The organism is Crossiella sp. NPDC003009, from assembly GCF_053591555.1.
In genome coordinates, this window is sequence record NZ_JBSFUA010000081.1 from 1 (window position 1) to 21,681 (window position 21,681).

A 21,681-nucleotide genomic window follows, 5' to 3' on the forward strand; every position below is an offset into this window, starting at 1 on the left:
TGATCGTGCAGGGCTCGGTGTCCTTCGCGATCGCGGTGCTGGCCGAGGCCGCGCTGTCCTTCCTGGGTTTTGGCACCCGGCCGCGCCGCCAGCGGCCAAACTGGCGCGGCTAGCGCTGGCGGGGCTCCGCGGACACGACCTTGCTCCATTGTGGAGGGTCAGGCCAGCTTGGCGGCGAACGCCTTCGCGGTGTCCACAGTGGACTGCGGGTTCTGTCCGGTGACCAGGTTCCCGTCCACCACAACGGTGTTGCTCCACGGCTCGCCCGCCTCGACCACCGCGCCGCGCTCGCGCAGCGTGCTCTCCACCCACCACGGGGTGCGCTCGCCGAGGGCCTGCCGCTCCTCGGCGTCGGTGAACACGGTCAGCCGCCGCCCGGCGAAGGCCTCGCCCGCGCTGAGCAGTCCGGCCAGGCCGTGGCAGAGCGCGCCGATCGGCTTGTCCGCGGCCAGTGCCTGGGTCAGCAGCGCGCCCAGGTGCGGGTCGGCGGCCAGGTCGGTCATCGGGCCGTGGCCGCCGGGCAGGTAGATCGCGTCGTAGTCCGCCGGCGACACCGCGGCCAGGTCCAGTGGCTTGGTCAGCGCCTCGCCGAGGCCGTCCAGGTAGGCCACCAGCTCCTCCTGGCCGTCCTTGCTGCCGGGGTCGGCGGTCGGGGTGACGCCGCCGGGGGTGGCGATGTCCACCTCGATCCCGGCCGCGCGGAACACCCGGTGCGAGGCGGCGGCCTCCTCCACCCAGTAGCCGGTGGGGTGCGCGGAGCCGTCGGCAAGGGTGAGGGTGTCGGCGCCGGTCAGCACCATCAGGATCTTCTTCGTCATGGCCGCCAAGCTAGGCCCGGAGCGCCCGCTCGCGCATGCTGTCGCCATCACGAAACTTATGACTGGAGGAGCCGTGCCCGAACTGGACCTGCTGGCCACCTTCCTGGAGATCCACCGCACCGGCTCGCTGACCGCGGCCGCCGCCCGGCGCGGCCTGTCCCAGCCCGCGGTCAGCGGGCAGCTGGCCAGGCTGGAGCGGCAGCTCGGCGAGCAGCTGTTCGAGCGGACCAACCAGGGCGTGCGGCCCACGCCAAGGGCGGACACCCTGGCCAGCCAGATCGCGCCGCACGTGGACAAGCTGCGCGGCGCCTTCGACCCGGCCGACGAGACCTGTTTGGCCCGGCACGGCCTGCTCCGGCTGGGCGGACCGGCCGAGCTGACCACGCTGCGGGTGCTGCCCGCGCTGGTCCCGCTGACCGCCCGCGGCCTGCGGCTGAGGGTGCAGTTCGGGCTGGCCGCCGACCTGCTCACCGCGCTGCTGGAGGAACGCCTGGACCTGGTGGTCTCGGCGATCCGGCCGACCCAGCGCGGCCTGGCCGCGACGCCGTTCGTGGATGAGGAGTTCCTGCTGGTGGGCCCGCCCGCGCTGGCCAGGACGGTGCGCGCGGAGGCGCTGGCGCAGGACCCGGTGCGCGCGCTGGCGCACCTGCCGCTGGTCGCCTACGCCGAGGAGCTGCCGATCATCCGCCGGTACTGGCGAAGCGCCTTCGGCAGGCGGCCGCCGAACGAGCTGGCCGTGGTGGTGCCCGACCTGCGCGCGGTGCTCACCGCGGTGGTCGCCGGGATGGGTGTCTCGGTGCTGCCCAGGTACGTGGCCGAGCCCGCGCTGGCCGCCGGGTCGGTGGAGCTGCTGCACGAGCCGGAGGTGCCGCCGCTGAACACCGGGTTCCTGGCCACCAGGGTGGGCGGACTGGCCGACCCGGTGGTGGCGCTGGGCTACCGGCAGCTACTCGACCGGGCGAAACTGTGGCCCAATCTGTGAGATCCCGCCGTCCAGCTTGACCCGTTCCGGGCCTGCTGGTTCCATTCCCCGCGTGACCAGTCGCGCATCCTCGCACCGGAGGGGTCCCATCGACCTCCTGCGGGTAGCCAGCGCGCTCTGTCCTTCCTGCTGAAAGACCCCGCCGCAGTGCACTTCTCGGCGTGATCGCGGCCGTCTGCCGCCCGCCGACCACCCTCAGCTCGAAGGATCTCGTCGTGTTCGCTGTTCCGCCCGGCACCATTGCCCTTGACGCCACCCGCGCCGCCGCGCACCCGGCCCGCATCGCCATGAACGTGGCCGCGGACCGCTCCCGCTGGGGCCACCAGCTCCGCTACGACCCCGTCGAGCGTTACACCGCGCTGCTGGAGCGCACCGAGTACCACGAGATCTGGCTGATGAGCTGGCTGCCTGGCCAGCGCACCGAGCTGCACGACCACGGCGGCACGAGCGGCGCCTTCACCGTGGTCACCGGGGTGCTCGCCGAGCGGGTCGCCCGGCTCGGCGAGAACGGCCGCCCGGTGGAGCTGGTGCACGCCCTCACCGCCGGTCAGACCAGGGTCTTCGGCCCGCACTACGTGCACCAGGTGATCAACGACGGGCCCGATCCGGCGGTGAGCATCCACGTCTTCGACGGTCAGCGCCGGGACATGCCGCGCTACCGGATGGACTACGCGATCGGCCCGGTCCGGGACTGAACGTGCGCCGGGGGCACGGCATCCGGTGACAGCAGCGGGCAGGGCTCCGGCTCGCCCCAGGCACGGCGCAGCGGCAGCACGCCGGCCCACACCCCCGGCGTGCCCAGGTCGGCCTCGTCGTCGCCGGGCGGACCGGAGCGCATCTTCACCGCCGCCTCGCCCAGGTCGAGCGCGAGCACCGTGGTGGCGGCCAGCTCGCGCCGGTTCGGCAGGCGGGCGTGCTCCCAGGAGCCGGGGGCGACCTGCTCGGTGAGCGTGCGCAGGCCGTGCAGCCGGGCCTGGTCCCCGGTCACCGGCAGCGCGCGGCCGTGGATCACCGCGCTGCGGTAGTTGACCGAGAAGTGGAACACCGAGCGGGCGTAGACGATGCCGTCCAGCTCGGTCACGGTCACGCACACCTCGGTGCCCGCGGCCGCGCGCAGGCTGGCCGCGCCGGAGGATCCGTGCAGGTAGAGGGTGTCGCCGTCGCGGCCGTAGCAGGTGGGCAGCACCAGCGGCGCGCCGTCGAGGACCACGCCGAGGTGGCACAACATGCCGCCGTCGAGCAGGTCGTACAGCTCGGCGCGGTCGGTGCGGGCTCGGTCCTTGCCGCGGCGGATGGTGCTGCGGCCGGTCGGGGACAGCGCGTCAGTGGTCACGGCACCTAGTATTCGAGGCGTAACTGGCATGCTCACAGTGCCAATACCGGGTGAACCTGAGAGGCCACTCACCGTGCTCGACTCCGCGCTGCCCGCCGAACTGCCCATCGTGCTGGACCGGGGCAACGGCACCCCGCTGGCCGTGCAGCTGGCCGACGCGCTGCGCAGGGCCGCGGCCACCGGCCAGCTCCGGCACGGCGACCGGCTGCCCTCCACCCGCGCGCTGGCCGGACGCCTCCAGGTCAGCCGCACGGTCACCGCGGCCGCCTACGAGCAGCTGCACGCCGAGGGCTGGATCGGCGGCCGCCGCGGCTCCGGCACCTACGTCACCACCACCCCGCCCGCGGTCACCCCCAGCGCGGGCCCGGCCAGACCGGCCGAGGCCGAGGACGCCGGCCTGATCGACCTGGTGCCGGGCGCCTCGCTGGCCGGTGGCGTGGACCGGGCGGCCTGGCGCCGCGCCTGGCGGGCGGCCGGGGACGTGCCCGTCATGCCCCGCCCGGAACGCGCCGGCCTGCCCGCCTACCGGGAGATCGTGGCCGAGCACCTGCTCCGGCACCGCGGCCTGGTGGTCGGCGCGGGTGACGCCCCCGCCGAGGCGGTGCTGGCCACCCTGGGCACCTCGGCCGCGGTCACCGAGCTGGCCGGCGCGCTCTTCTCGCCGGGCGACACGGTGGCCATCGAGGAACCCGGCTACCAGCGCGCGGTCGGCGCGCTGCGCGCCGCTGGCATGCGGGTGGTCCCGGCCGAGGTGGACGCCGACGGCCTGGTGGTGGACGCGCTGCCCAGCGGCATCCGCGCGGTCTACTGCTCGCCCGCGCACCAGTACCCGCTGGGCGGGCGACTGCCCGCCGCGCGGCGGGTGGAGCTGGTCCGGCGGGCGCGGGCGGAGGGCTGGCTGGTCATCGAGGACGACTACGACGGCGAGCTGCGCTACGACGTGGCCCCGCTGCCGCTGCTGGCCGCGCTGGCCCCGGACGTGGTGGTGCACCTCGGCACCACCAGCAAGATCCTCTCCGCGGGCCTGGGCGTCGGCTGGATGGTGGCCCCGCCCGAGGTGGCCCGCGCGGTGCTGGACCACCGCAACCTGTGCGGCATCTGCCCGGCCGCCGCCGGCCAGCAGGTCATGGTCCAGCTCGCCCGCAACGGCGACCTCGGCCGCCACCTCCGCCGCCTGCGCCGGGAGCTGGCCGAGCGGCGCGAGCTGGTGGTCTCCGCACTCTCCGTGGCCGGCGCGCCGATCTTCGGCGACTCCGCGGGCGGCCACGTGGTGGTGCTGCTGGACTCCCTGGACACCGAGCGCGCGGTGCTGGCGGCGGCCCGCGCCCGCGGCCTGGCCCTGGACGGCCTGGCCCGCCATCACCAGGCCACCCCGCGCTGGCACGGCCTGGCCGTCGGCTACACCAACTGCACCCGCGCCCAGCTCACCACTGCCCTGCCCACCCTGGTCGACCTGCTCAGCTGAGCCGCACGGGTTTGGCGCGGAATGGTCGCCCTGAGTGCGCGGGTAGGGTCGGGGCCCATGACGCAGCGCAAGACCAGGGTTGCGGTCGTCTTCGGCGGCCGTAGCACTGAGCACACCATCTCCTGTGTGTCCGCGGGCAGCATCCTGACCCACCTGGACCGGGACCGGTTCGAGGTCATCCCGGTGGGCATCTCCCGGGACGGCGCCTGGGTGCTCGGCGCCAGCGACCCCACGGCGCTGGAGATCAAGGGCCGGGTGCTGCCCGAGGTGGACGACTCCACCGGCGCGCTCGCCCTGCCGGCCGACCCCACCCGCCCCGACCTGGTGCACCTGTCCGCGGACCGGGCCGGCGAGGTGCTCAGCGCGGTCGACGTGGTCTTCCCGGTGCTGCACGGGGCCTACGGCGAGGACGGCACCATCCAGGGCCTGCTGGAGATGGCCGGGCTGCCCTACGTCGGCGCGGGCGTGCTGGCCAGCGCGGCCGGCATGGACAAGGAGTTCGCCAAGAAGCTGCTCGCCGCCGAGGGGCTGCGCAACGGCGACTTCGTGGTGCTGCGGCGCGGCGACAAGACCCTGACCGAGGAACAGCGGGAGCGGCTCGGGCTGCCGGTGTTCGTCAAGCCGGCCCGCGCGGGCTCCTCCATCGGCGTGTCCAAGGTCAGCGACTGGGAGGAGCTGGAGGCGGCCATCGCGCTGGCCCGGGAGACCGACCCCAAGGTGCTGGTGGAGGCCGGGATCGCGGGCCGCGAGATCGAGTGCGGCGTGCTGGAGTTCCCGGACGGCCGGGTGGAGGCGTCCCTGCCCTCGGAGATCCGGGTGGTCGGCGACGTGGAGTTCTACGACTTCGAGTCCAAGTACATCGACGCCGACAAGGTGTGCGAGTTCGACTTCCCGGCCAAGGTCGAGGACGAGGTCTGCGAGGAGATCCGCCGCCAGTCGGTGGCCGCCTTCCACGCGCTGGACTGCCAGGGCCTGGCCAGGGTGGACTTCTTCCTCACCGAGGACAACCAGCTGATCGTCAACGAGGTCAACACGATGCCGGGCTTCACCCCGGTCTCGCAGTACCCGCGGATGTGGGCGGTCACCGGCGTGGACTACCCGACCCTGCTGAGCACCCTGGTCGACACCGCGATCGCGCGCGGCACCGGCTTGCGCTGACGGGCTACTTCGGGGCGGTGCCGGTGTCGACCTTCTGCTCCGGCAGCGTGGCGCGGATCGACTCCGACACCCCCTGCAGCGGCCCGGTGCCCGACCCGCCGGGCACCGTGAGCACCACGTAGACCTCGCGGTCCACCGCCACCCAGCTGCTCGCGCCCTGGCCGGGCAGCTCCAGCCAGCGCACGCCGGAGATCTCGGAGAGGCGGCTGTCCGGCCTCAGCTCATCGGGCTTGCCCAGCCCGCAGCGCAGCACCACCGGATCGCGTTTCTCGTTGCCCCACACCATGGTGCCCTCCGGCGCGGGCGCGACGATCTCCCGGCGGCCCAGCTGCTCGCCGTTGGAGGTCAGCTCCTTCGGCAGCGCCTGCACGAGCTTGCCGCAGGCGGGGGAGCCTGCCTGCTCGGCGGGGATGGGCGGCAGCGCGACCGGGCCGGTGCGGATCGGCGCGGGCGTGCTGTCGGCCGGCGCGGAGCCGGTGGAGCCGTAGAGCAGGCCGAGCGTGCCGACCCCGGCCACCAGCAGCAGCGGCAGCGCGATCAGCGCGATCAACAGCGGACGCGGGAGGGAGCGGTCGTTCGGTGCCACGCCCGCAACCCAACCACGACACACCACCGCGCCCGTCTCCCGGGGTCGGGTGACGGGCGCGGCGGTGGGCTGCGCAAGCGCTTACTTGATGTGCACCACGGGACAGGTCAGCGTCCTGGTGATGCCGTCGACGGCCTGCACCTGGGCGACCACCAGCTGGCCGAGGTCGTCAACGGTGTCCGCCTCCGCGCGCACGATCACGTCGTAGGGCCCGGTCACGTCCTCGGAAGTGATCACCCCGGGTATCCCGCCGATGCGTTCGGCCACGGCGGCGGCTTTGCCGACCTCGGTCTGGATGAGGATGTAAGCCTGGACCACGGCGTGCCCCTTCGTCTCGACCGCTGTGCTCGGGGTAGGAATCGTGGGCAGAACTTACCCCAGAGGGGGAAGCAAAGCGTGGATCTGGAGGTCCCTTTGTGCCCGGAGCCGCCGCAGAGTGCGGACACCGTCGCCGATCTGGGTGAGTTCGGGCTTATCCGCCGAGTGACCGATGGCCGTGTGCAACCACCCAGCACACTGCTCGGCCCGGGAGACGACGCGGCGGTGGTCGCCGCGCCCGACGGACGGGTGGTCGCTTCCACGGACGTGTTGGTGGAGGGCGTGCACTTCCGATTGGACTGGTCCACTCCGGAGCAGGTCGGACGCAAGTCGGTGGCGGTGAACCTGGCCGATGTGGTGGCCATGGGCGCGGTGCCGACCGCGGTGCTGGTCGGCCTGGCCTGCCCGCCCGGGACACCGGTCGCGGTGGCCGAGGGGCTGATGGCCGGGATGTGGGAGGAGGCCCGGCTGGCCGGGGCCGGGGTGGTGGGTGGCGACATGGTCACCGCGAAGGAGTTGGTGATCTCCATCACGGCGCTCGGGCACCTGGACGGACTGGACCCGGTGACCCGCTCCGGGGCCCGCCACGGCGACCTGCTCGCGGTGTGCGGACGGCTCGGCTGGGCGGCCGCCGGACTGGCCGTGCTGGGCCGCGGCTTCCGCTCCCCGGTGGCGGTGGTCGGCGCCCAGCGGGTGCCGGAGCCGCCGTACGAGGCAGGCGCGCAGGCCGCCCGCGCCGGGGCCACCTCGATGATCGACATCTCGGACGGGCTGCTGGCCGACCTGGCGCACGTGGCGGCGGCCTCCGGGGTCGGCATCGACGTGCGCACCAACGCGCTGGAGGTGCACCAGCGGCTGCTGGACGTGGCCTCCGCGCTGGGCGCCGACCCGCTGCACTGGATGCTCACCGGCGGCGAGGACCACGCGCTGGCGGCCACCTTCCCCAGCGCCGAGGCGGTGCCCGCGGACTGGACGGTGATCGGCTCGGTGGTCAACGGACCAGGGGTGACCGTGGACGGGCGGCCGTACGAAGGGCCCGTGGGCTGGGAGCACTGGCGCCGGGAGTGAGCTGACGTAAATTGCACGGGTGGAATTGCGGATCCTTGCCTACGACCACCCCGACGCCACCGCGCTGATCGCCGAGGTGCAGCAGGAGTACGTCCTCCGCTACGGCGAGGAGGACATCACCCCGGTCGACCCGGCCGACTTCGCCCCGCCGCGCGGGTTGTTCCTGGTCGGCTACCTCGACGGCGTGCCAGCGGTGTGCGGCGGCTGGCGCGCGCACGACTCGGACGAGCCGGGTTTCACCGACGGCGACGCCGAGCTGAAGCGGATGTACGTGGTCTCCGCCGCCCGCGGCCGCGGCCTGGCCCGCCAGCTGCTGGCCGAGCTGGAACGCCTCGCGCTGGCCGCCGGTCGCCGCCGGATGGTGCTGGAGACCGGCATCGAGCAGCCGGAGGCGATCGCGCTGTACACCTCCAGCGGCTACGCGCCGATCGCCAAGTTCGGGGTGTACGCCTGCCACGAGAGCAGTCGCTGCTTCGGCAAGGAGATCGTCGTTCCGGCGGTGGCTGAGTGAACGTTAGAGTCTCGTTATGGCCGTCTACGCGCTTGGTGACCTGGAACCGGTAATCCACGAGACCGCCTACGTGCATCCCGACGCGGTCGTGATCGGGAACGTCACGCTCGGCCCGCAGGTCTCGGTCTGGCCCACCGCGGTGCTCCGCGGCGACTACGGCCGGATCGAGGTGGGTGAGCGGTCGAACGTGCAGGACGGCACGATCATCCACTGCACCCAGATCCACCCCACCCTGATCGGCGCCGGGTGCGTGGTCGGGCACAACGTGCACATCGAGGGCGCCACCATCGGCGACGGCTGCCTGATCGGCTCCGGCTCGGTGGTGCTCAACGGCGCGGTGGTCGAGGACGGCGCGATCGTCGGCGCGGGCGCGGTGGTCTCGCACAACGGCCACGTGCCGGCCCGCAGGCTCGCGGTGGGCGTGCCCGCCAAGGTCAAGCCCGACTTCGAGGTGCCGGAGAACGCCGTGCAGCCCGGGGTGGACATGTACGTGGCGAACATCAAGGTCTACCGGGATGGTCTGCGCCGGTTGGACTGACAGCCGTACGGGTGACGCCCTTCCGGCTGCTCCCGGCCGCCCGCCCACGGGCGTAGGGTTGATCGTGGGCGGGCATTGGCCTGCTCGGCACTGTTCGATGTTTCTGGGGGCAGGAACATGTTGTCGATGTACGCGCGCATGGGCGCGCAACCGGGTAACACCGAGTCAAGGCCGGCACTGGCGTTGCAGCGCTTCACCATGCGCGGTGACCAGGTGCTGGCCGATGTCGTGCTGGCCGATCCGGCCACCGCCGCGCCGCTGGTGGCACTGCCGATCGGCGCGGTCAACGAACACCTGCCGGTGCACCGGGCGGTCCCGGTGACCGTGCACGGCGTGCCCGCGGCCGGCGCGCGGCTCAGCGTCCGGCTGGGCAACGGGGACGAGCTGCCCGCCTGCGTGGCCGCCCGGACCAGGCGGATCCAGCCGAGGCTGGTCGAGCTGAACCCGGGCTGCCCGCCACGGCCACCGGCCGACGGCAGGCACTGGCAGGCCGCCTACGCGGTGCCGGTGATCGGCAGCCACGGCCGCTGCCTGGTGCTGGGCGATCCGGCCACCGGCGGCCCGGTCGCCGCGGCCGCGCTGCGCGATGTGGCGGCCAGGCAGCTGGTGGCCGCCGAGGCGGTGCTGGTCGGCTACGACCCGGCCGAGCACACCGGCCTGGCCGCCGCGGTGGCCGGGGACGCCGCCGCGCTGCTGCTGCGGGCCTGGCCGGGACCGTTGCCGTTGCGGCACCGGCAGCTCCGGCTGCGGCGACGCACGGTGAGCGCCTGACCCACTGGGCCACGCCTGGCGGCTCGTCGCTAGGGTCACGTTCCGTGGTTGGACGTCCGCTGCACGAGATCATGGAAGCCGGTTGGGCCAAGGCGCTCGACCCGGTGGCCGACCGGATCGGCTCGATGGGGGAGTTCCTCCGGGAGGAGATCGCCGCAGGCCGGAAGTACCTACCGGCCGGGGAGAACGTGCTACGCGCGTTCAAGCAACCCTTCGCCGACGTGCGGGTGCTCATCGTCGGCCAGGACCCCTACCCGACGCCGGGGCACGCCATCGGCCTGTCCTTCTCGGTGGCCGCCGACGTGCGCCCGCTGCCCAAGAGCCTGATCAACATCTACCGCGAGTACGTCGAGGACCTCGGCTTCCCGCCGCCGCCCAACGGGGACCTGTCCCCGTGGACCGAGCGCGGCGTGCTGCTGCTCAACCGGTCGCTGACGGTGGCGCCGGGCAGGCCGGCCTCGCACCGCGGCAAGGGCTGGGAGCAGGTCACCGAGGAGGCGATCAAGGCGCTGGCGGCCAGGGGCACCCCGCTGGTGGCCATCCTCTGGGGCCGGGACGCCCGCGAGCTGAAGCCGCTGCTGGACGGCGTGCCCTGCATCGAGTCGGCGCACCCGTCGCCGATGTCGGCCGACCGCGGCTTCTTCGGCTCCCGCCCGTTCAGCCGCGCCAACCAGCTCCTGACCGAGCAGGGCGCGGCCCCCGTCGACTGGCAGCTCTGACCCCCTGACAACAGCATGAGGCCCGGATCACGAGCTGTGATCCGGGCCTCATGGCCAAGCTTGCGGCGGTGAGTCAGCCGCGGGCGACCTTGCCCGCCTTGAGGCAGGAGGTGCACACGTTCAGACGCTTGCGCTGCACCAGGCCGATCTTCGCGCGCACGGTCTGAATGTTCGGGTTCCACCGGCGGTTGGTACGCCGGTGGGAGTGCGAGACCGACTTGCCGAAGCCCGGCCCCTTGCTACAGACGTCGCAAACGGCAGCCACGTCGACACTCCTTACACGTTGTTCAACAGAAGTCCGCGATGCCAGCTGGCACAGACGGCAGTGAGCCCAAGCCGAGCCGGGCAACCCCGACAGCGTATCTGGTCGGCATCCGCGCGACCAAACCGGGCTACCGGCCGCACCGGAATCAGGCGCTAGTCTCGCTGCCAACATCCAGAGGGAGGCGGCCGCAGGTGTTGCAGGTGCTGGACGCGGTCGCTGTGCGCGGTTGGGCCGTTGCCTGTGTCGAGGCGCTGGCCGCCGACCGCGAGGCGATCGACCGGATCAACGTCTTCCCGGTGCCCGACGGCGACACCGGCAGCAACCTGCTGCACACCATGCGCGCCGCGCTGGACACGCTGACCGACTCGGCCGCGGCCGACGGCGGGGCGGCGCTGGCCGCGCTGGCCAAGGGCGCGCTGGCCGGGGCGCGCGGGAACTCCGGGGTGATCCTGTCCCAGGTGCTGCGCGGGCTGGCCGAGGCGCTGCGCCAGGACGGCACGCTCACCGGGCCCGCGCTCAAGGACGGGCTGCGGCTGGCCGACCGGCTGGCCACCGCCGCGGTCAGCGAACCGGCCCCCGGCACCGTGCTCACCGTCATGCACGCCGCGGCCGAGGCCGCCACCGCCGCGGGCGAGAGCCTGGAGCAGGTCGCCTTCGCGGCCAGCACCGCCGCGGCCGAGGCGCTGGCCCGCACGCCCAGCCAACTGCCCGCGCTGGCCCGCGCCGGGGTGGTCGACGCCGGTGGCCGCGGCCTGCTGGTGCTGCTGGAGACGCTGACCGCGGTGGTCACCGGCCTGCCGCTGCCCCCGTCCACCCGGTTCGACGCGCTGGTCCGCCGGGGCAAGGCCGAGCTGCAGGCCACCCGCGAGGCCGGGTCGGCCGAGTTCGACTACGAGGTCATGTACCTGCTCGACGGCACCGACGAGGCGCGCACCGCCGCGCTGCGCGCCCGGCTGAGCGAGCTGGGCGACTGCGTCTCGGTGGTCTCCGACGGCGCCGGGCTGTGGACCGTGCACGTGCACTGCCAGGACGTGGGCGCCGCCATCGAGGCCGGGGTGGAGGCGGGCCGCCCGCACCGGATCACCGTGATCCGCTTCGCCGACCAGCTGCCCACCGAGCCCACCGGCCTGCTCCGCGACCGCGCGGTGGTGGTGCTGGCCGACGGCGAGGGGCTGGCCGAGCTGTTCCGCGGCGAGGGCGCGGTGGTCTGCCAGTGGACCGGGCAGCGGCCGACCGCGGCCGAGCTGCTGGCCACGCTCACCGGCGCGGGCGCCAAGCACATCGTGGTGCTGCCCAACGACGCCGAGCTGACCGTGATCGCCGAGGACGCCGCCGAGCACGCCATGCGCTCCGGCTACGACGTGGTCGTGGTGCCCACCGCCTCCCCGGTGCAGGGCCTGGCCGCGCTGGCCGTGCACGACCCGCAGCGGCGGCACGGCGACGACGTGGTGGCCATGGCCGAGGCGGCCGCGGCCACCCGGCGCGGCGAGCTGGCCGTTGCCGAGGAGGACGCGATCACCTGGGCCGGTCGCTGCCGGCCGGGCGACCTGCTCGGCATGATCGACCGCGAGGTGGTGCTGATCGGCTCCCGGCCCGCCGAGGCGGTGTGCGAGCTGCTGGACCGGATGCTCTCCGCGGGCGGTGAGCTGGTCACCCTGCTGCTCGGCGAGTCCGCGCCGCCGGAGCTGCTCGACGAGGTCGAGGAGCACCTGCGCCGGGCGCACCCCGAGGTCGACCTGGCCTCGTACCCGGGTGGCTCGCGCGGCGCGATGGTGTTGCTGGGCATCGAATAGTCGGACCCACGCGGTTGAATGGACGGCGATGACCACCTTCGACGACCGGCTGGACCACGTGCTCGGCGCGAAGACCGCCGAGGCCCTGGACAAAGGCCTGAACCTGCGCACCGTCGGCGACCTGCTCCGGCACTACCCGCGCCGCTACGCCGAGCGCGGCGAGCTGACCAGCATCGCCGGGCTGGAGATCGGCGAGCACGCCACCGTGCTGGCCGAGGTCCGCTCGACCACGGTGCGCCGGATGAAGACCAAGTACGGCTCGATCGTGGAGTCCACGATCACCGACGGCCAGCGCGCGATGACCATCGCCTTCTTCAACCAGCCGCACCGGGCCAAGGACCTCGTGGTCGGCAAGCGCGGCCTGTTCGCGGGCAAGGTCACCTCCTTCAACGGCGCGCTGCAGCTGGCCCACCCGGACTACAAGCTGCTGGCCGAGAACGAGGACGACTCGGTGGCCGACGAGTTCGCCCGCGGCCTGATCCCGGTCTACCCGGCCAGCAAGGGCATCGAGTCCTGGGTGGTGGAGAAGTGCGTGCGCCAGGTCCTGGACCAGTGGGACGGCGCGGAGGACCCGCTGCCGGAGGTGGTGCGCGCCCGGCACGGCCTCGGCGAGCTGTCCGCCTCGCTGCGCAAGGTGCACCGGCCTGCCGACTGGGGTGAGGTGACCAGCGCGCGCAACCGGCTCAAGTGGGACGAGGCGCTGGCGGTGCAGCTGGTGCTGGCCCAGCGCCGGATCGTCTCCGGCGCCCGCCCGGCCCCGCGCTGCCCGGCCAAGCCCGGCGGGGTGCTGGCCGAGTTCGACACCCGGCTGCCGTTCCAGCTCACCGCCGGCCAGCAGGAGGTCGGTGAGGCGGTGGCCCGCGACCTCTCCGGCGACCACCCGATGAACCGGCTGTTGCAGGGCGAGGTCGGCTCCGGCAAGACCATCGTCGCGCTGCGGGCCATGCTCCAGGTGGTGGACGCGGGCAGGCAGGCCGCCATGCTCGCGCCGACCGAGGTGCTGGCCGCCCAGCACGCCCGCTCGCTGGCCGAGATGCTGGGCGAGCTGGCCCGCGCCGGTGAGCTGGGCGCGCCGGAGCACGCCACCAGGGTCACCCTGCTCACCGGCTCGATGAGCACCAAGGAGCGCAAGCAGGCGATGCTGGACATCGCCTCCGGGGCGGCCGGGATCGTGGTCGGCACGCACGCGCTGATCCAGGACAAGGTCTCCTTCGCCGACCTGGGCCTGGTCGTGGTGGACGAGCAGCACCGCTTCGGCGTGGAGCAGCGGGACGCGCTGCGCACCAGGGCCGGCGAGGGCGTCAGCCCGCACGTGCTGGTCATGACCGCCACCCCGATCCCGCGCACGGTGGCCATGACCGTCTACGGCGACCTGGAGGTCTCCGCGCTGCGCGAGCTGCCCAGGGGCCGCTCGCCGATCAGCACCACGGTGGTGCCGGTGGCGGAGAAACCGGCCTGGCTGGACCGGGTGTGGCAGCGCATCACCGAGGAGGTCCGCGCCGGTCACCAGGCCTACGTGGTCTGTCCCCGGATCGGGGAAGCGGAGGCGGAGGAGGACCTCGACGGCGCGGACGACCCGAGCCTGGAGCCGCCCAAGGAGGACAAGGGCGGCAAGAGCGACCGCCGCCCGCCGCTGGCGGTGCTGGACGTGGCCCCCGCGCTGGCCGCCGGGCCGCTGGCCGGGCTCAACGTCGGCATCCTGCACGGCCGCCTCGCCCCCGACGACAAGGACGCGGTGATGCGCGGCTTCGCCGACGGCAAGGTGCAGGTGCTGGTGGCCACCACCGTGGTCGAGGTCGGCGTGAACGTGCCCAACGCGACCGTGATGGCGATCATGGACGCGGACCGCTTCGGCGTCAGCCAGCTGCACCAGCTGCGCGGCCGGGTCGGCCGGGGCAGCGCGGCCGGGCTGTGCCTGCTGGTCTCCGAGGCGCTGGGCGGCACCGCCACCAGGGAACGGCTGGACGCGGTCGCGGCCACCACCGACGGTTTCGAGCTGGCCCAGATGGACCTGGAGCTGCGCCGCGAGGGCGACATCCTGGGCGCGGCCCAGTCCGGGGCCAAGTCCACGCTGAAGATGCTCTCGCTGCTGCGCGACGAGGAGGTCATCGCGACCGCGCGCACCGAGGCGGTGCAGCTGCTGACCGAGGACCCCGAGCTCACCGGCTACCCGGGGCTGGCCTCGCTGCTCAAGTCGGTGGTGGACGCGGAGAAGGCCGAGTACCTGGAAAAGGCCTAGCGAACCGGCCAGATCCGGATCAGCCAGGACTCGATGCCGTGCGCGTAGGAGCCGGGCCCGAGCGCCCGCACCTCGGCCCGTCCGCGCGCGGTCGCGTCGATCCGGTAGCGGCCCGGCGCGGGCAGGGCCAGCCGGGCCGGTTCACTGACCGTGAGCACCGGCCCGAGCACCAGCTCCGCGCTGCCGGCCAGGATGTCCACCCGGCCCTGGGCGTCGAAGCCGTCCTCCGGCGTGCCGGGCTCGGCGTCCCAGAGCTCGGCCCGCACCGCGGCGTAGTGGCCGGACTCCGCGCTGCGGAACACCGCGTGGCCGAGGTCGGCGTGCACCAGCTGCTCGTCCACCGGCTCCGGTGGCGCCAGCGGCGCCGGGCCGCGGGCGTCGTGCAGGGTGAAGTACCGCTGCTCCACCAGCACGGACTGGGCGATGCTGGACACGACCTTCGCCATCTCGACCCTCTGCTCGTCCGGACTCGGCGTTACTCGGGTGGCCACTGTGCGCGACCGGCACTGGCCGGTCAACGTCACGGCGCCGTGACCGGAGGTTTTGCGCGCAGGAACGACCAAGGACCGTTCGCGGTTGAACACCCGGCTCGTGTGAGAGCGCGTCCACGTCCGCATCCCGTGGACCCGGCGCTGTCACGGGCAGGTCCGGAGCGTGGTGTTTCAGGCAGGCCACAGCTGGGCAATATCGGCGAAACATGCTGTGAACAGCGCAAACGCTGGCGATCAAGTCAGGCTCGAGCCGGTTTGCGCACATCGGGGGAGACGCCCGTCACCTGAGATGGTTCTCCCGACTGGCGGGAGTGCCGCGATACGGTGCTTCGGCTGGCCTGTCCGCCACCAGGAGGAGCTGGTTATGTTCCGGAAGGTCCTTGTCGCCAACCGCGGCGAGATCGCTATCCGCGCGTTCCGCGCGGCGTACGAGCTCGGCGCAGGCACCGTGGCCGTCTTCCCGCATGAGGACCGCAACTCCCTGCACCGGCTCAAGGCCGACGAGGCCTATGAGATCGGAGACCCAGGGCACCCGGTGCGGGCCTACCTGTCCGTGGACGAGGTGATCAAGGCCGCGCGCAAGGCAGGCGCGGACGCGATCTACCCCGGCTACGGCTTCCTCTCCGAGAACCCCGAGCTGGCCCAGGCCTGCCGGGAAGCGGGGATCACCTTCGTCGGGCCCACGCCCGAGGTGCTCCAGCTGACCGGCAACAAGGCCCGCGCCATCGCCGCCGCCCGCGAGGCCGGACTGCCCGTGCTGGGCTCCTCCGCGCCCTCGTCCGATGTGGACGAACTGCTGGCCGCCGCGGAGCAGGTCGGGTTCCCGGTCTTCGTCAAGGCCGTCGCCGGTGGCGGCGGGCGCGGTATGCGCAGGGTCGAGCAGCCGGAGTCGCTGCGCGAGGCCCTGGAGGCCGCGATGCGGGAGGCCGAGTCGGCCTTCGGTGACGCGACGGTGTTCCTGGAGCAGGCCGTGGTCGAGCCGCGGCACATCGAGGTGCAGATCCTCGCCGACGGCTCCGGCAACGTGATCCACCTGTTCGAGCGCGACTGCTCGGTGCAGCGACGGCACCAGAAGGTCATCGAGATCGCGCCCGCGCCGAACCTCGATCCCGCGCTGCGCGAGAAGATCTGCGCGGACGCGGTGGCCTTCGCCCGCCAGATCGGCTACGTCAACGCGGGCACCGTGGAGTTCCTGCTGGACCGGCAGGGCAAGCACGTCTTCATCGAGATGAACCCGCGCATCCAGGTCGAGCACACGGTGACCGAGGAGGTCACCGACGTCGACCTGGTGCAGGCGCAGCTCCGGATCGCCTCCGGGGAGACGCTGGCCGACCTCGGCCTGTCCCAGGAGAACGTGGTGCTGCACGGCGCCGCGCTGCAGTGCCGGATCACCACCGAGGACCCGGCCAACGGCTTCCGCCCGGACACCGGCCGGATCACCGCCTACCGCTCGCCCGGCGGCTCCGGGGTGCGGCTGGACGGCGGCACCACCTTCGCCGGCACCGCGATCTCGGCGCACTTCGACTCGATGCTGGTCAAGCTGAGCTGCCGGGGCCGCAACTTCGGCGTCGCGGTGGCCAAGGCCCGCCGCGCGGTGGCCGAGTTCCGCATCCGCGGCGTGTCCACCAACATCCCGTTCCTGCAGGCGGTGCTGGACGACGTCGACTTCCAGGAAGGCCGGGTCACCACCTCCTTCATCGAGCAGCGCCCGCACCTGCTCACCGCGCGGCACTCCGCCGACCGCGGCACCCGGCTGCTCACCTACCTGGCCGATGTCACGGTCAACAAGCCCAACGGCCCACGTCCGTCCACAGTGGACCCGGCGCAGAAGCTGCCGTTCGCCGACCTCGGCGCCACCCCGCCCGCGGGCACCCGGCAGAAGCTGCTCGAACTCGGCCCGCGCGGCTTCGCGGACTGGTTGCGCGCCAGCTCCGCGGTCGGCGTCACCGACACCACCTTCCGCGACGCGCACCAGTCGCTGCTGGCCACCAGGGTGCGCTCCAAGGACCTGCTCGCGGTCGCCCCGCACGTGGCGCGGCTGACCCCCGAGCTGTTCTCCCTGGAGTGCTGGGGCGGCGCGACCTACGACGTGGCGCTGCGCTTCCTGGCCGAGGATCCGTGGGAGCGGCTGGCCGCGCTGCGCGAGACCGTGCCCAACATCTGCCTGCAGATGCTGCTGCGCGGCCGTAACACCGTCGGCTACACGCCCTACCCGGAGGCGGTCACCCAGGCCTTCGTGGAGGAGGCCACCGCCACCGGCATCGACATCTTCCGGATCTTCGACGCGCTCAACGACGTCGAGCAGATGATCCCGGCGATCCGCGCGGTGGCCGACACCGGCACCGCGGTGGCCGAGGTCGCGCTCTGCTACACCGCCGACCTGTCCGACCCGAACGAGAAGCTCTACACCCTGGACTACTACCTGCGGCTGGCCGAGCAGATGGTCACCGCGGGCGCGCACATCCTGTGCGTCAAGGACATGGCCGGACTGCTCCGCCCGCCCGCCGCGGCCACCCTGGTCTCCGCGCTGCGCAAGGAGTTCGACCTGCCGGTGCACCTGCACACCCACGACACCCCAGGTGGCCAGCTGGCCACCTACACCGCCGCGATCGCGGCCGGGGTGGACGCGGTGGACGGCGCGGCCGCGTCCATGGCGGGCACCACCTCCCAGCCCGCGCTCTCCGCGATCGTCGCGGCCACCGACCACACCGAGCGCGCGACCGGCCTGGACCTGCGCGCGGTGTGCGACCTGGAGCCGTACTGGGAGGCGGTCCGGCGGATCTACACCCCGTTCGAGTCCGGCCTGCCCTCGCCGACCGGCCGGGTGTACAGCCACGAGATCCCCGGCGGCCAGCTGTCCAACCTGCGCCAGCAGGCCATCGCGCTGGGCCTGGGCGAGAAGTTCGAGGCCATCGAGGCCACCTACGCCGCCGCGGACCGGATGCTGGGCCGCCTGGTCAAGGTGACCCCGTCCTCCAAGGTCGTCGGCGACCTGGCCCTGCACCTGGTGGGCGCCGGGGTCGCGCCGGAGGAGTTCGAGGAGGACCCCGGCCGCTTCGACATCCCGGACTCGGTGATCGGCTTCCTCTCCGGCGAGCTGGGCGACCCGCCCGGCGGCTGGCCGGAACCCTTCCGCACCAAGGCACTGGCCGGTCGCACCGCCCCGCGCCGGGTCGCCGAGCTCACCGACGACGACCGCCGCGGCCTGGAGTCCGACCGCCGCCAGACCCTGAACCGCCTGCTCTTCCCCGCCCCCGCCAGGGAGTTCACCGCCCACCGGGAGGCATACGGCGACACCAGCGTGCTGCGCAGCAAGGACTTCTTCTACGGCCTGCGCCCAGGCGAGGAGTACTCGGTCGACCTGGAACCCGGCGTCCGCCTGCTCATCGGCCTGGAGGCCATCGGCGAGGCCGACGACCGCGGCATGCGCACCGTGATGGCCACCCTCAACGGCCAGCTCCGCCCGATCGCGGTCCGCGACCGCTCGGTCGCCGCGGACGTGCCTGCCGCGGAGAAGGCCGACCGCGGCAACGCCGACCACGTGCCCGCGCCGTTCGCCGGGGTGGTCACGCTGACCGTGGCCGAGGGCGACCAGGTCGAGTCCGGCCAGACCGTGGCCACCATCGAGGCGATGAAGATGGAGGCCGCCATCACCTCCCCGAAGGCGGGCACGGTCAAGCGCCTGGCCATCGGCAAGGTCCAGCAGGTCGAAGGCGGCGACCTGCTGATCGAGCTCGGCTGACCCACCCACCTCTCCCCTGGTCAGACCCCTCTAACGGGTCCTGGCCAGGGGAGAGCGTTGTGACCGGCCCTGCGGCCGGTTGCCACACCCGGTCGAGGGTTCACGGTAGCCGGGTCGAGTGGCTGTCGACCGGTTCCCGGGACAGGGCTCCAGCGTTCGAGCTGAGGCAGTCGATCCCCTGGACATGCAGGTTGTGCCCATCAGGACCGGTCCCTCCCCACACGACGAACACGAGATCGTCTACTTCCGCCGGCATCCGGAGGACGACCCGGCCGAGACAGTGCCCGGCCGGGTCTTCCTCCGCGGCTGTCCCGTCTCCGCGCGAGCCCAGTTCGCCGCCGTGCTGGTGGCAGTGGCGACCGCCCCGCCGTACCGGTTCGCGGGCGGTGGCTACTGGGAGGCCATGCGCGGTGAGATGAAGGGCTACTACGAGGTCCGCAAAGACGGCCCGAAACCGCGGGGAGGCAAGGGAAAGCACCACTACCGGCTGTTCTGCCGCCTCGACCACGAGGCGCGCGGCAGGGTGAAGCCGTTGCTGGTGGTGTTGTGCGGCAAGGACAAACCGTTCCGCACCGTGTTCACCGACGCGGACTACGCCGAGGTGCGAGCGCTGGGCGCGGAGTACCTCGCCCGCAACCCTCGCTCGATCGAGTAACCGGTCAGCAGGAGACGGGCTCGTCCCGGCGGTTGCGCAGTTCGGTCAGCCGTTGCGCGGCCCGGTGGGCGTCGGCCGTAGAGCCGGTGCGCAACGGGTCGGTGATGATCTCCCGGTCGGCTGCCGGGATGGGCTCCAGGGTCAGCCGCAGGCCCAGCACCGCCGCGATCTTCGCGATCGTGCCCAGGGTCGGGTTCACGTCGCGGGCGGACAGCAGGCGCCGCACGGAGGCGGAGGGTGCGTCGATCGCCCTGGCCAGTTCGGCCTTGGACAGGTGTTCGCGGTACAGGGCTTGGTCGAGCTCGTTGACGATCGAGTCGATGGTGGCGATCCGGACCGACTCGGTGACGTACTCCCGCAGGAACTCCGGGTCCTGCAGGTCCTCGGCCAGATCCGCCCAGAACTGTGCGCTCACGCGGCTCACCTCCCGCGCCGACCGTACCATATATGTTACGAAGCCAGCGGTGATGACCGAGCCAGCGATGATGGTGGCGTGACGCGGATTGTGGCTGGGGTGGCTGGTGGGCGGCGGTTGAGCGTGCCGCCGAAGGGAACGCGGCCGACCTCGGAGCGGGTGCGGGAGGCGTTGTTCAGCGCGCTGGAGGCGGCGGTGGACCTGGAGGGCGCGCGGGTGCTCGACCTCTACGCCGGGTCGGGGGCGCTGGGGCTGGAGGCGTTGTCGCGCGGGGCGGGGCACGCGCTGTTCGTGGAGTCGGACCGGCGGGCCGCGGAGGTGCTGCGCGGGAACGTGGCGGCGGTCGGCCTGCGCGGCGCCGAGGTGCGGGCGGCGGCGGTGGGCACCGTGCTCGGGCTGGCCGCGCCGGCGCCCTACGACGTGGTCATGGCCGATCCGCCCTACGCGGTGGACGCCGCGGCGCTGGGTGCGGCGCTGGCGGCGCTGGTGGCTAACGGATGGGTCACGAACGGGTCGCTGGTGCTGGTGGAGCGGGCGGCGCGGGACGGGGTCCCCGGGTGGCCAGAACCGCTGGTCGGACTGCGTAGCCGCAAGTACGGCGACACCGCCGTGCACTGGGCCCAGTGGCCCTGACGGAGGGTGGCCTGCGAACAATCATCCGCCATCTAGCAGGGATAACGCTGGCGAACCGGGGCCTGGTCGTGACGGCGCGCAACAACAGTGCTCGGGCGTCGCTACAATGGAACGCGTGCCCAGGGTCGAGGCCCGGGATTGAAGCCCCGAGCTTCTCCGGCCCCAGGCGCTCCCCCGAATCCTGACGGCTGTGGCTGCGCGCCTCCGCCGTCTGTGATCGACCGTTGCGAAAGGGCGTACGTGGCAGCCGCAGAAACCGCAACCCAACGCTCCAGCGTCGCCAAGGCGAGCAAGTCCGCTTCAGCCCAGGCTGCTGACGCTGAGGAGACTACCACGCCGGGCACGGCGCGGAAGAGCGCTGCGAAGCCGGCCGCGGCCAAGAAGCCAGCGGCCAAAACCACCAAGGCGGCCGGGGCCAAGGCTCCGGCGAAGAAGACCGCCGCGAAGGCCGGTCCCGCCGCCAAGGGCGCCAAGGGCGCGGCAGGCAAGCCCGCCGACGGCGAGGAGCCGGGCGACCTCGAGGAGATGCCGGGCGACGAGGAGCTGGTCGACGAGGCCGACCTGGTCGTCGTCGACGAGCCGGTCGAGGAGGAGCCCGCCGCGGAGGAGCCGCAGAAGTCGGGTGACTTCGTCTGGGACGAGGAGGAGTCGGAGGCGCTGCGGCAGGCCCGCAAGGACGCCGAGCTGACCGCCTCCGCCGACTCGGTTCGCGCATACCTCAAGCAGATCGGCAAGGTCGCCCTGCTCAACGCCGAGGAGGAGGTCGAGCTCGCCAAGCGGATCGAGGCCGGCCTCTACGCGGTGGAGCGGCTGCGCAAGGCCGAGGAGGAAGAGGAGAAGCTTCCCTCCCAGCTGCGCCGCGACCTGCGCTGGATCGTGCGCGACGGGGAGAAGGCCAAGAACCACCTGCTCGGCGCGAACCTCCGGCTCGTGGTCTCGCTGGCCAAGCGCTACACCGGTCGCGGTATGGCGTTCCTGGACCTGATCCAGGAGGGCAACCTGGGTCTGATCCGCGCGGTGGAGAAGTTCGACTACACCAAGGGCTTCAAGTTCTCCACCTACGCCACGTGGTGGATCCGCCAGGCGATCACCCGTGCCATGGCCGACCAGGCCCGCACCATCCGCATCCCGGTGCACATGGTGGAAGTGATCAACAAGCTCGGTCGCATACAGCGTGAGCT

General features: G+C 72.9%; 22 protein-coding genes and 1 pseudogene. 16 read left to right on the forward strand and 7 right to left on the reverse strand.

The genetic code is table 11. From position 1 onward, the window contains the following. Window positions 1-104 (forward strand): annotated as a pseudogene (locus tag ACWDY5_RS40195) (ABC transporter permease); the annotation flags it as partial. A gap of 54 nt (window positions 105-158) precedes the next feature. Here ACWDY5_RS40195 and ACWDY5_RS40200 read toward each other — a convergent pair. After that, a complete protein-coding gene (locus ACWDY5_RS40200) occupies window positions 159-818 on the reverse strand; it encodes a type 1 glutamine amidotransferase domain-containing protein (protein ID WP_449727377.1) in 660 nt (219 codons plus the stop codon). A gap of 73 nt (window positions 819-891) precedes the next feature. On the opposite strand from ACWDY5_RS40200, the gene ACWDY5_RS40205 reads away from it, so the two are divergent. Next, complete coding sequence (locus tag ACWDY5_RS40205; RefSeq protein ID WP_449727378.1) at window positions 892-1,800, forward strand: LysR family transcriptional regulator; 909 nt, start codon at window positions 892-894, stop codon at window positions 1,798-1,800. Window positions 1,801-2,015: 215 nt separating this feature from the next. Beyond that, a complete protein-coding gene (locus tag ACWDY5_RS40210) occupies window positions 2,016-2,495 on the forward strand; it encodes a cysteine dioxygenase (RefSeq protein WP_449727379.1) in 480 nt (159 codons plus the stop codon). On the opposite strand, the gene ACWDY5_RS40215 is transcribed toward ACWDY5_RS40210, so the two are convergent. Beyond that, window positions 2,468-3,163: a pyridoxamine 5'-phosphate oxidase family protein gene (locus ACWDY5_RS40215; protein WP_449727393.1), complete on the reverse strand. Its 696-nt coding sequence runs from the start codon at window positions 3,161-3,163 to the stop codon at window positions 2,468-2,470. The two genes, ACWDY5_RS40210 and ACWDY5_RS40215, sit on opposite strands and share 28 nt — an antisense overlap. Here ACWDY5_RS40215 and ACWDY5_RS40220 point away from each other — a divergent pair. Together ACWDY5_RS40220 and ACWDY5_RS40225 are read left to right on the forward strand one after the other, a co-directional pair. Further along, complete coding sequence (locus ACWDY5_RS40220; protein ID WP_449727380.1) at window positions 3,162-4,598, forward strand: aminotransferase-like domain-containing protein; 1,437 nt, start codon at window positions 3,162-3,164, stop codon at window positions 4,596-4,598. The two genes, ACWDY5_RS40215 and ACWDY5_RS40220, sit on opposite strands and share 2 nt — an antisense overlap. Window positions 4,599-4,655: 57 nt before the next feature. Next, complete coding sequence (locus tag ACWDY5_RS40225) at window positions 4,656-5,756, forward strand: D-alanine--D-alanine ligase family protein (RefSeq protein ID WP_449727381.1); 1,101 nt, start codon at window positions 4,656-4,658, stop codon at window positions 5,754-5,756. A gap of 4 nt (window positions 5,757-5,760) precedes the next feature. Here ACWDY5_RS40225 and ACWDY5_RS40230 read toward each other — a convergent pair whose 3' ends face one another. Further along, the gene (locus ACWDY5_RS40230) at window positions 5,761-6,342 is read right to left on the reverse strand and encodes a DUF3515 domain-containing protein (protein ID WP_449727382.1); all 582 of its coding nucleotides are present in this window, start codon (window positions 6,340-6,342) and stop codon (window positions 5,761-5,763) included. An 81-nt stretch (window positions 6,343-6,423) separates the two neighbouring features. After that, window positions 6,424-6,660: an Lrp/AsnC family transcriptional regulator gene (locus tag ACWDY5_RS40235; RefSeq protein ID WP_185009185.1), complete on the reverse strand. Its 237-nt coding sequence runs from the start codon at window positions 6,658-6,660 to the stop codon at window positions 6,424-6,426. 96 nt (window positions 6,661-6,756) lie between these two features. On the opposite strand from ACWDY5_RS40235, the gene ACWDY5_RS40240 reads away from it, so the two are divergent. The 5 genes from ACWDY5_RS40240 to ACWDY5_RS40260 all read left to right on the forward strand — a co-directional run bounded on the left by ACWDY5_RS40240 (window position 6,757) and on the right by ACWDY5_RS40260 (window position 10,267). Further along, window positions 6,757-7,728, forward strand: coding sequence for a thiamine-phosphate kinase (locus ACWDY5_RS40240; RefSeq protein ID WP_449727394.1), 972 nt, complete (start codon window positions 6,757-6,759; stop codon window positions 7,726-7,728). A gap of 19 nt (window positions 7,729-7,747) precedes the next feature. Continuing rightward, window positions 7,748-8,239: a GNAT family N-acetyltransferase gene (locus ACWDY5_RS40245; RefSeq protein WP_449727383.1), complete on the forward strand. Its 492-nt coding sequence runs from the start codon at window positions 7,748-7,750 to the stop codon at window positions 8,237-8,239. 16 nt (window positions 8,240-8,255) lie between these two features. Beyond that, window positions 8,256-8,777 (forward strand): gamma carbonic anhydrase family protein, encoded by a 522-nt coding sequence (locus ACWDY5_RS40250; protein WP_252486542.1) that lies wholly within the window; start codon window positions 8,256-8,258, stop codon window positions 8,775-8,777. Window positions 8,778-8,903: 126 nt separating this feature from the next. Then, complete coding sequence (locus tag ACWDY5_RS40255) at window positions 8,904-9,548, forward strand: hypothetical protein (protein WP_449727384.1); 645 nt, start codon at window positions 8,904-8,906, stop codon at window positions 9,546-9,548. Between the two features lie 44 nt (window positions 9,549-9,592). Then, window positions 9,593-10,267, forward strand: a complete 675-nt coding sequence (locus ACWDY5_RS40260; RefSeq protein ID WP_283661084.1) for a uracil-DNA glycosylase — start codon at window positions 9,593-9,595, stop codon at window positions 10,265-10,267. A gap of 73 nt (window positions 10,268-10,340) precedes the next feature. Here the strand turns inward: ACWDY5_RS40260 and rpmB are convergent, their stop codons facing one another. After that, window positions 10,341-10,532: a 50S ribosomal protein L28 gene (gene rpmB / locus ACWDY5_RS40265; protein WP_449727385.1), complete on the reverse strand. Its 192-nt coding sequence runs from the start codon at window positions 10,530-10,532 to the stop codon at window positions 10,341-10,343. Between the two features lie 194 nt (window positions 10,533-10,726). Here rpmB and ACWDY5_RS40270 point away from each other — a divergent pair, with 194 nt between their 5' ends. Then, window positions 10,727-12,325, forward strand: coding sequence for a DAK2 domain-containing protein (locus tag ACWDY5_RS40270; RefSeq protein ID WP_449727395.1), 1,599 nt, complete (start codon window positions 10,727-10,729; stop codon window positions 12,323-12,325). Between the two features lie 28 nt (window positions 12,326-12,353). Next, entirely contained in the window at window positions 12,354-14,564 is a 2,211-nt protein-coding gene (recG, locus tag ACWDY5_RS40275; protein ID WP_449727386.1) for an ATP-dependent DNA helicase RecG, read from the forward strand. On the opposite strand, the gene ACWDY5_RS40280 is transcribed toward recG, so the two are convergent. Beyond that, complete coding sequence (locus ACWDY5_RS40280) at window positions 14,561-15,010, reverse strand: hypothetical protein (RefSeq protein WP_449727387.1); 450 nt, start codon at window positions 15,008-15,010, stop codon at window positions 14,561-14,563. The genes recG and ACWDY5_RS40280 overlap by 4 nt on opposite strands. 409 nt (window positions 15,011-15,419) lie before the next feature. Here ACWDY5_RS40280 and ACWDY5_RS40285 point away from each other — a divergent pair, with 409 nt between their 5' ends. Both ACWDY5_RS40285 and ACWDY5_RS40290 read left to right on the forward strand, forming a co-directional pair. Continuing rightward, the gene (locus ACWDY5_RS40285; protein ID WP_449727388.1) at window positions 15,420-18,797 is read left to right on the forward strand and encodes a pyruvate carboxylase; all 3,378 of its coding nucleotides are present in this window, start codon (window positions 15,420-15,422) and stop codon (window positions 18,795-18,797) included. Between the two features lie 184 nt (window positions 18,798-18,981). Next, entirely contained in the window at window positions 18,982-19,452 is a 471-nt protein-coding gene (locus ACWDY5_RS40290; protein ID WP_449727389.1) for a hypothetical protein, read from the forward strand. 4 nt (window positions 19,453-19,456) lie between these two features. Here the strand turns inward: ACWDY5_RS40290 and ACWDY5_RS40295 are convergent, their stop codons facing one another. Further along, entirely contained in the window at window positions 19,457-19,867 is a 411-nt protein-coding gene (locus tag ACWDY5_RS40295; RefSeq protein ID WP_449727390.1) for a helix-turn-helix domain-containing transcriptional regulator, read from the reverse strand. Window positions 19,868-19,945: 78 nt separating this feature from the next. Here ACWDY5_RS40295 and rsmD point away from each other — a divergent pair, with 78 nt between their 5' ends. After that, the gene (gene rsmD, locus ACWDY5_RS40300) at window positions 19,946-20,500 is read left to right on the forward strand and encodes a 16S rRNA (guanine(966)-N(2))-methyltransferase RsmD (protein WP_449727391.1); all 555 of its coding nucleotides are present in this window, start codon (window positions 19,946-19,948) and stop codon (window positions 20,498-20,500) included. Window positions 20,501-20,740: 240 nt separating this feature from the next. Then, the coding region (locus ACWDY5_RS40305; protein ID WP_449727392.1) for a sigma-70 family RNA polymerase sigma factor at window positions 20,741-21,681 on the forward strand (941 nt) is incomplete at its 3' end.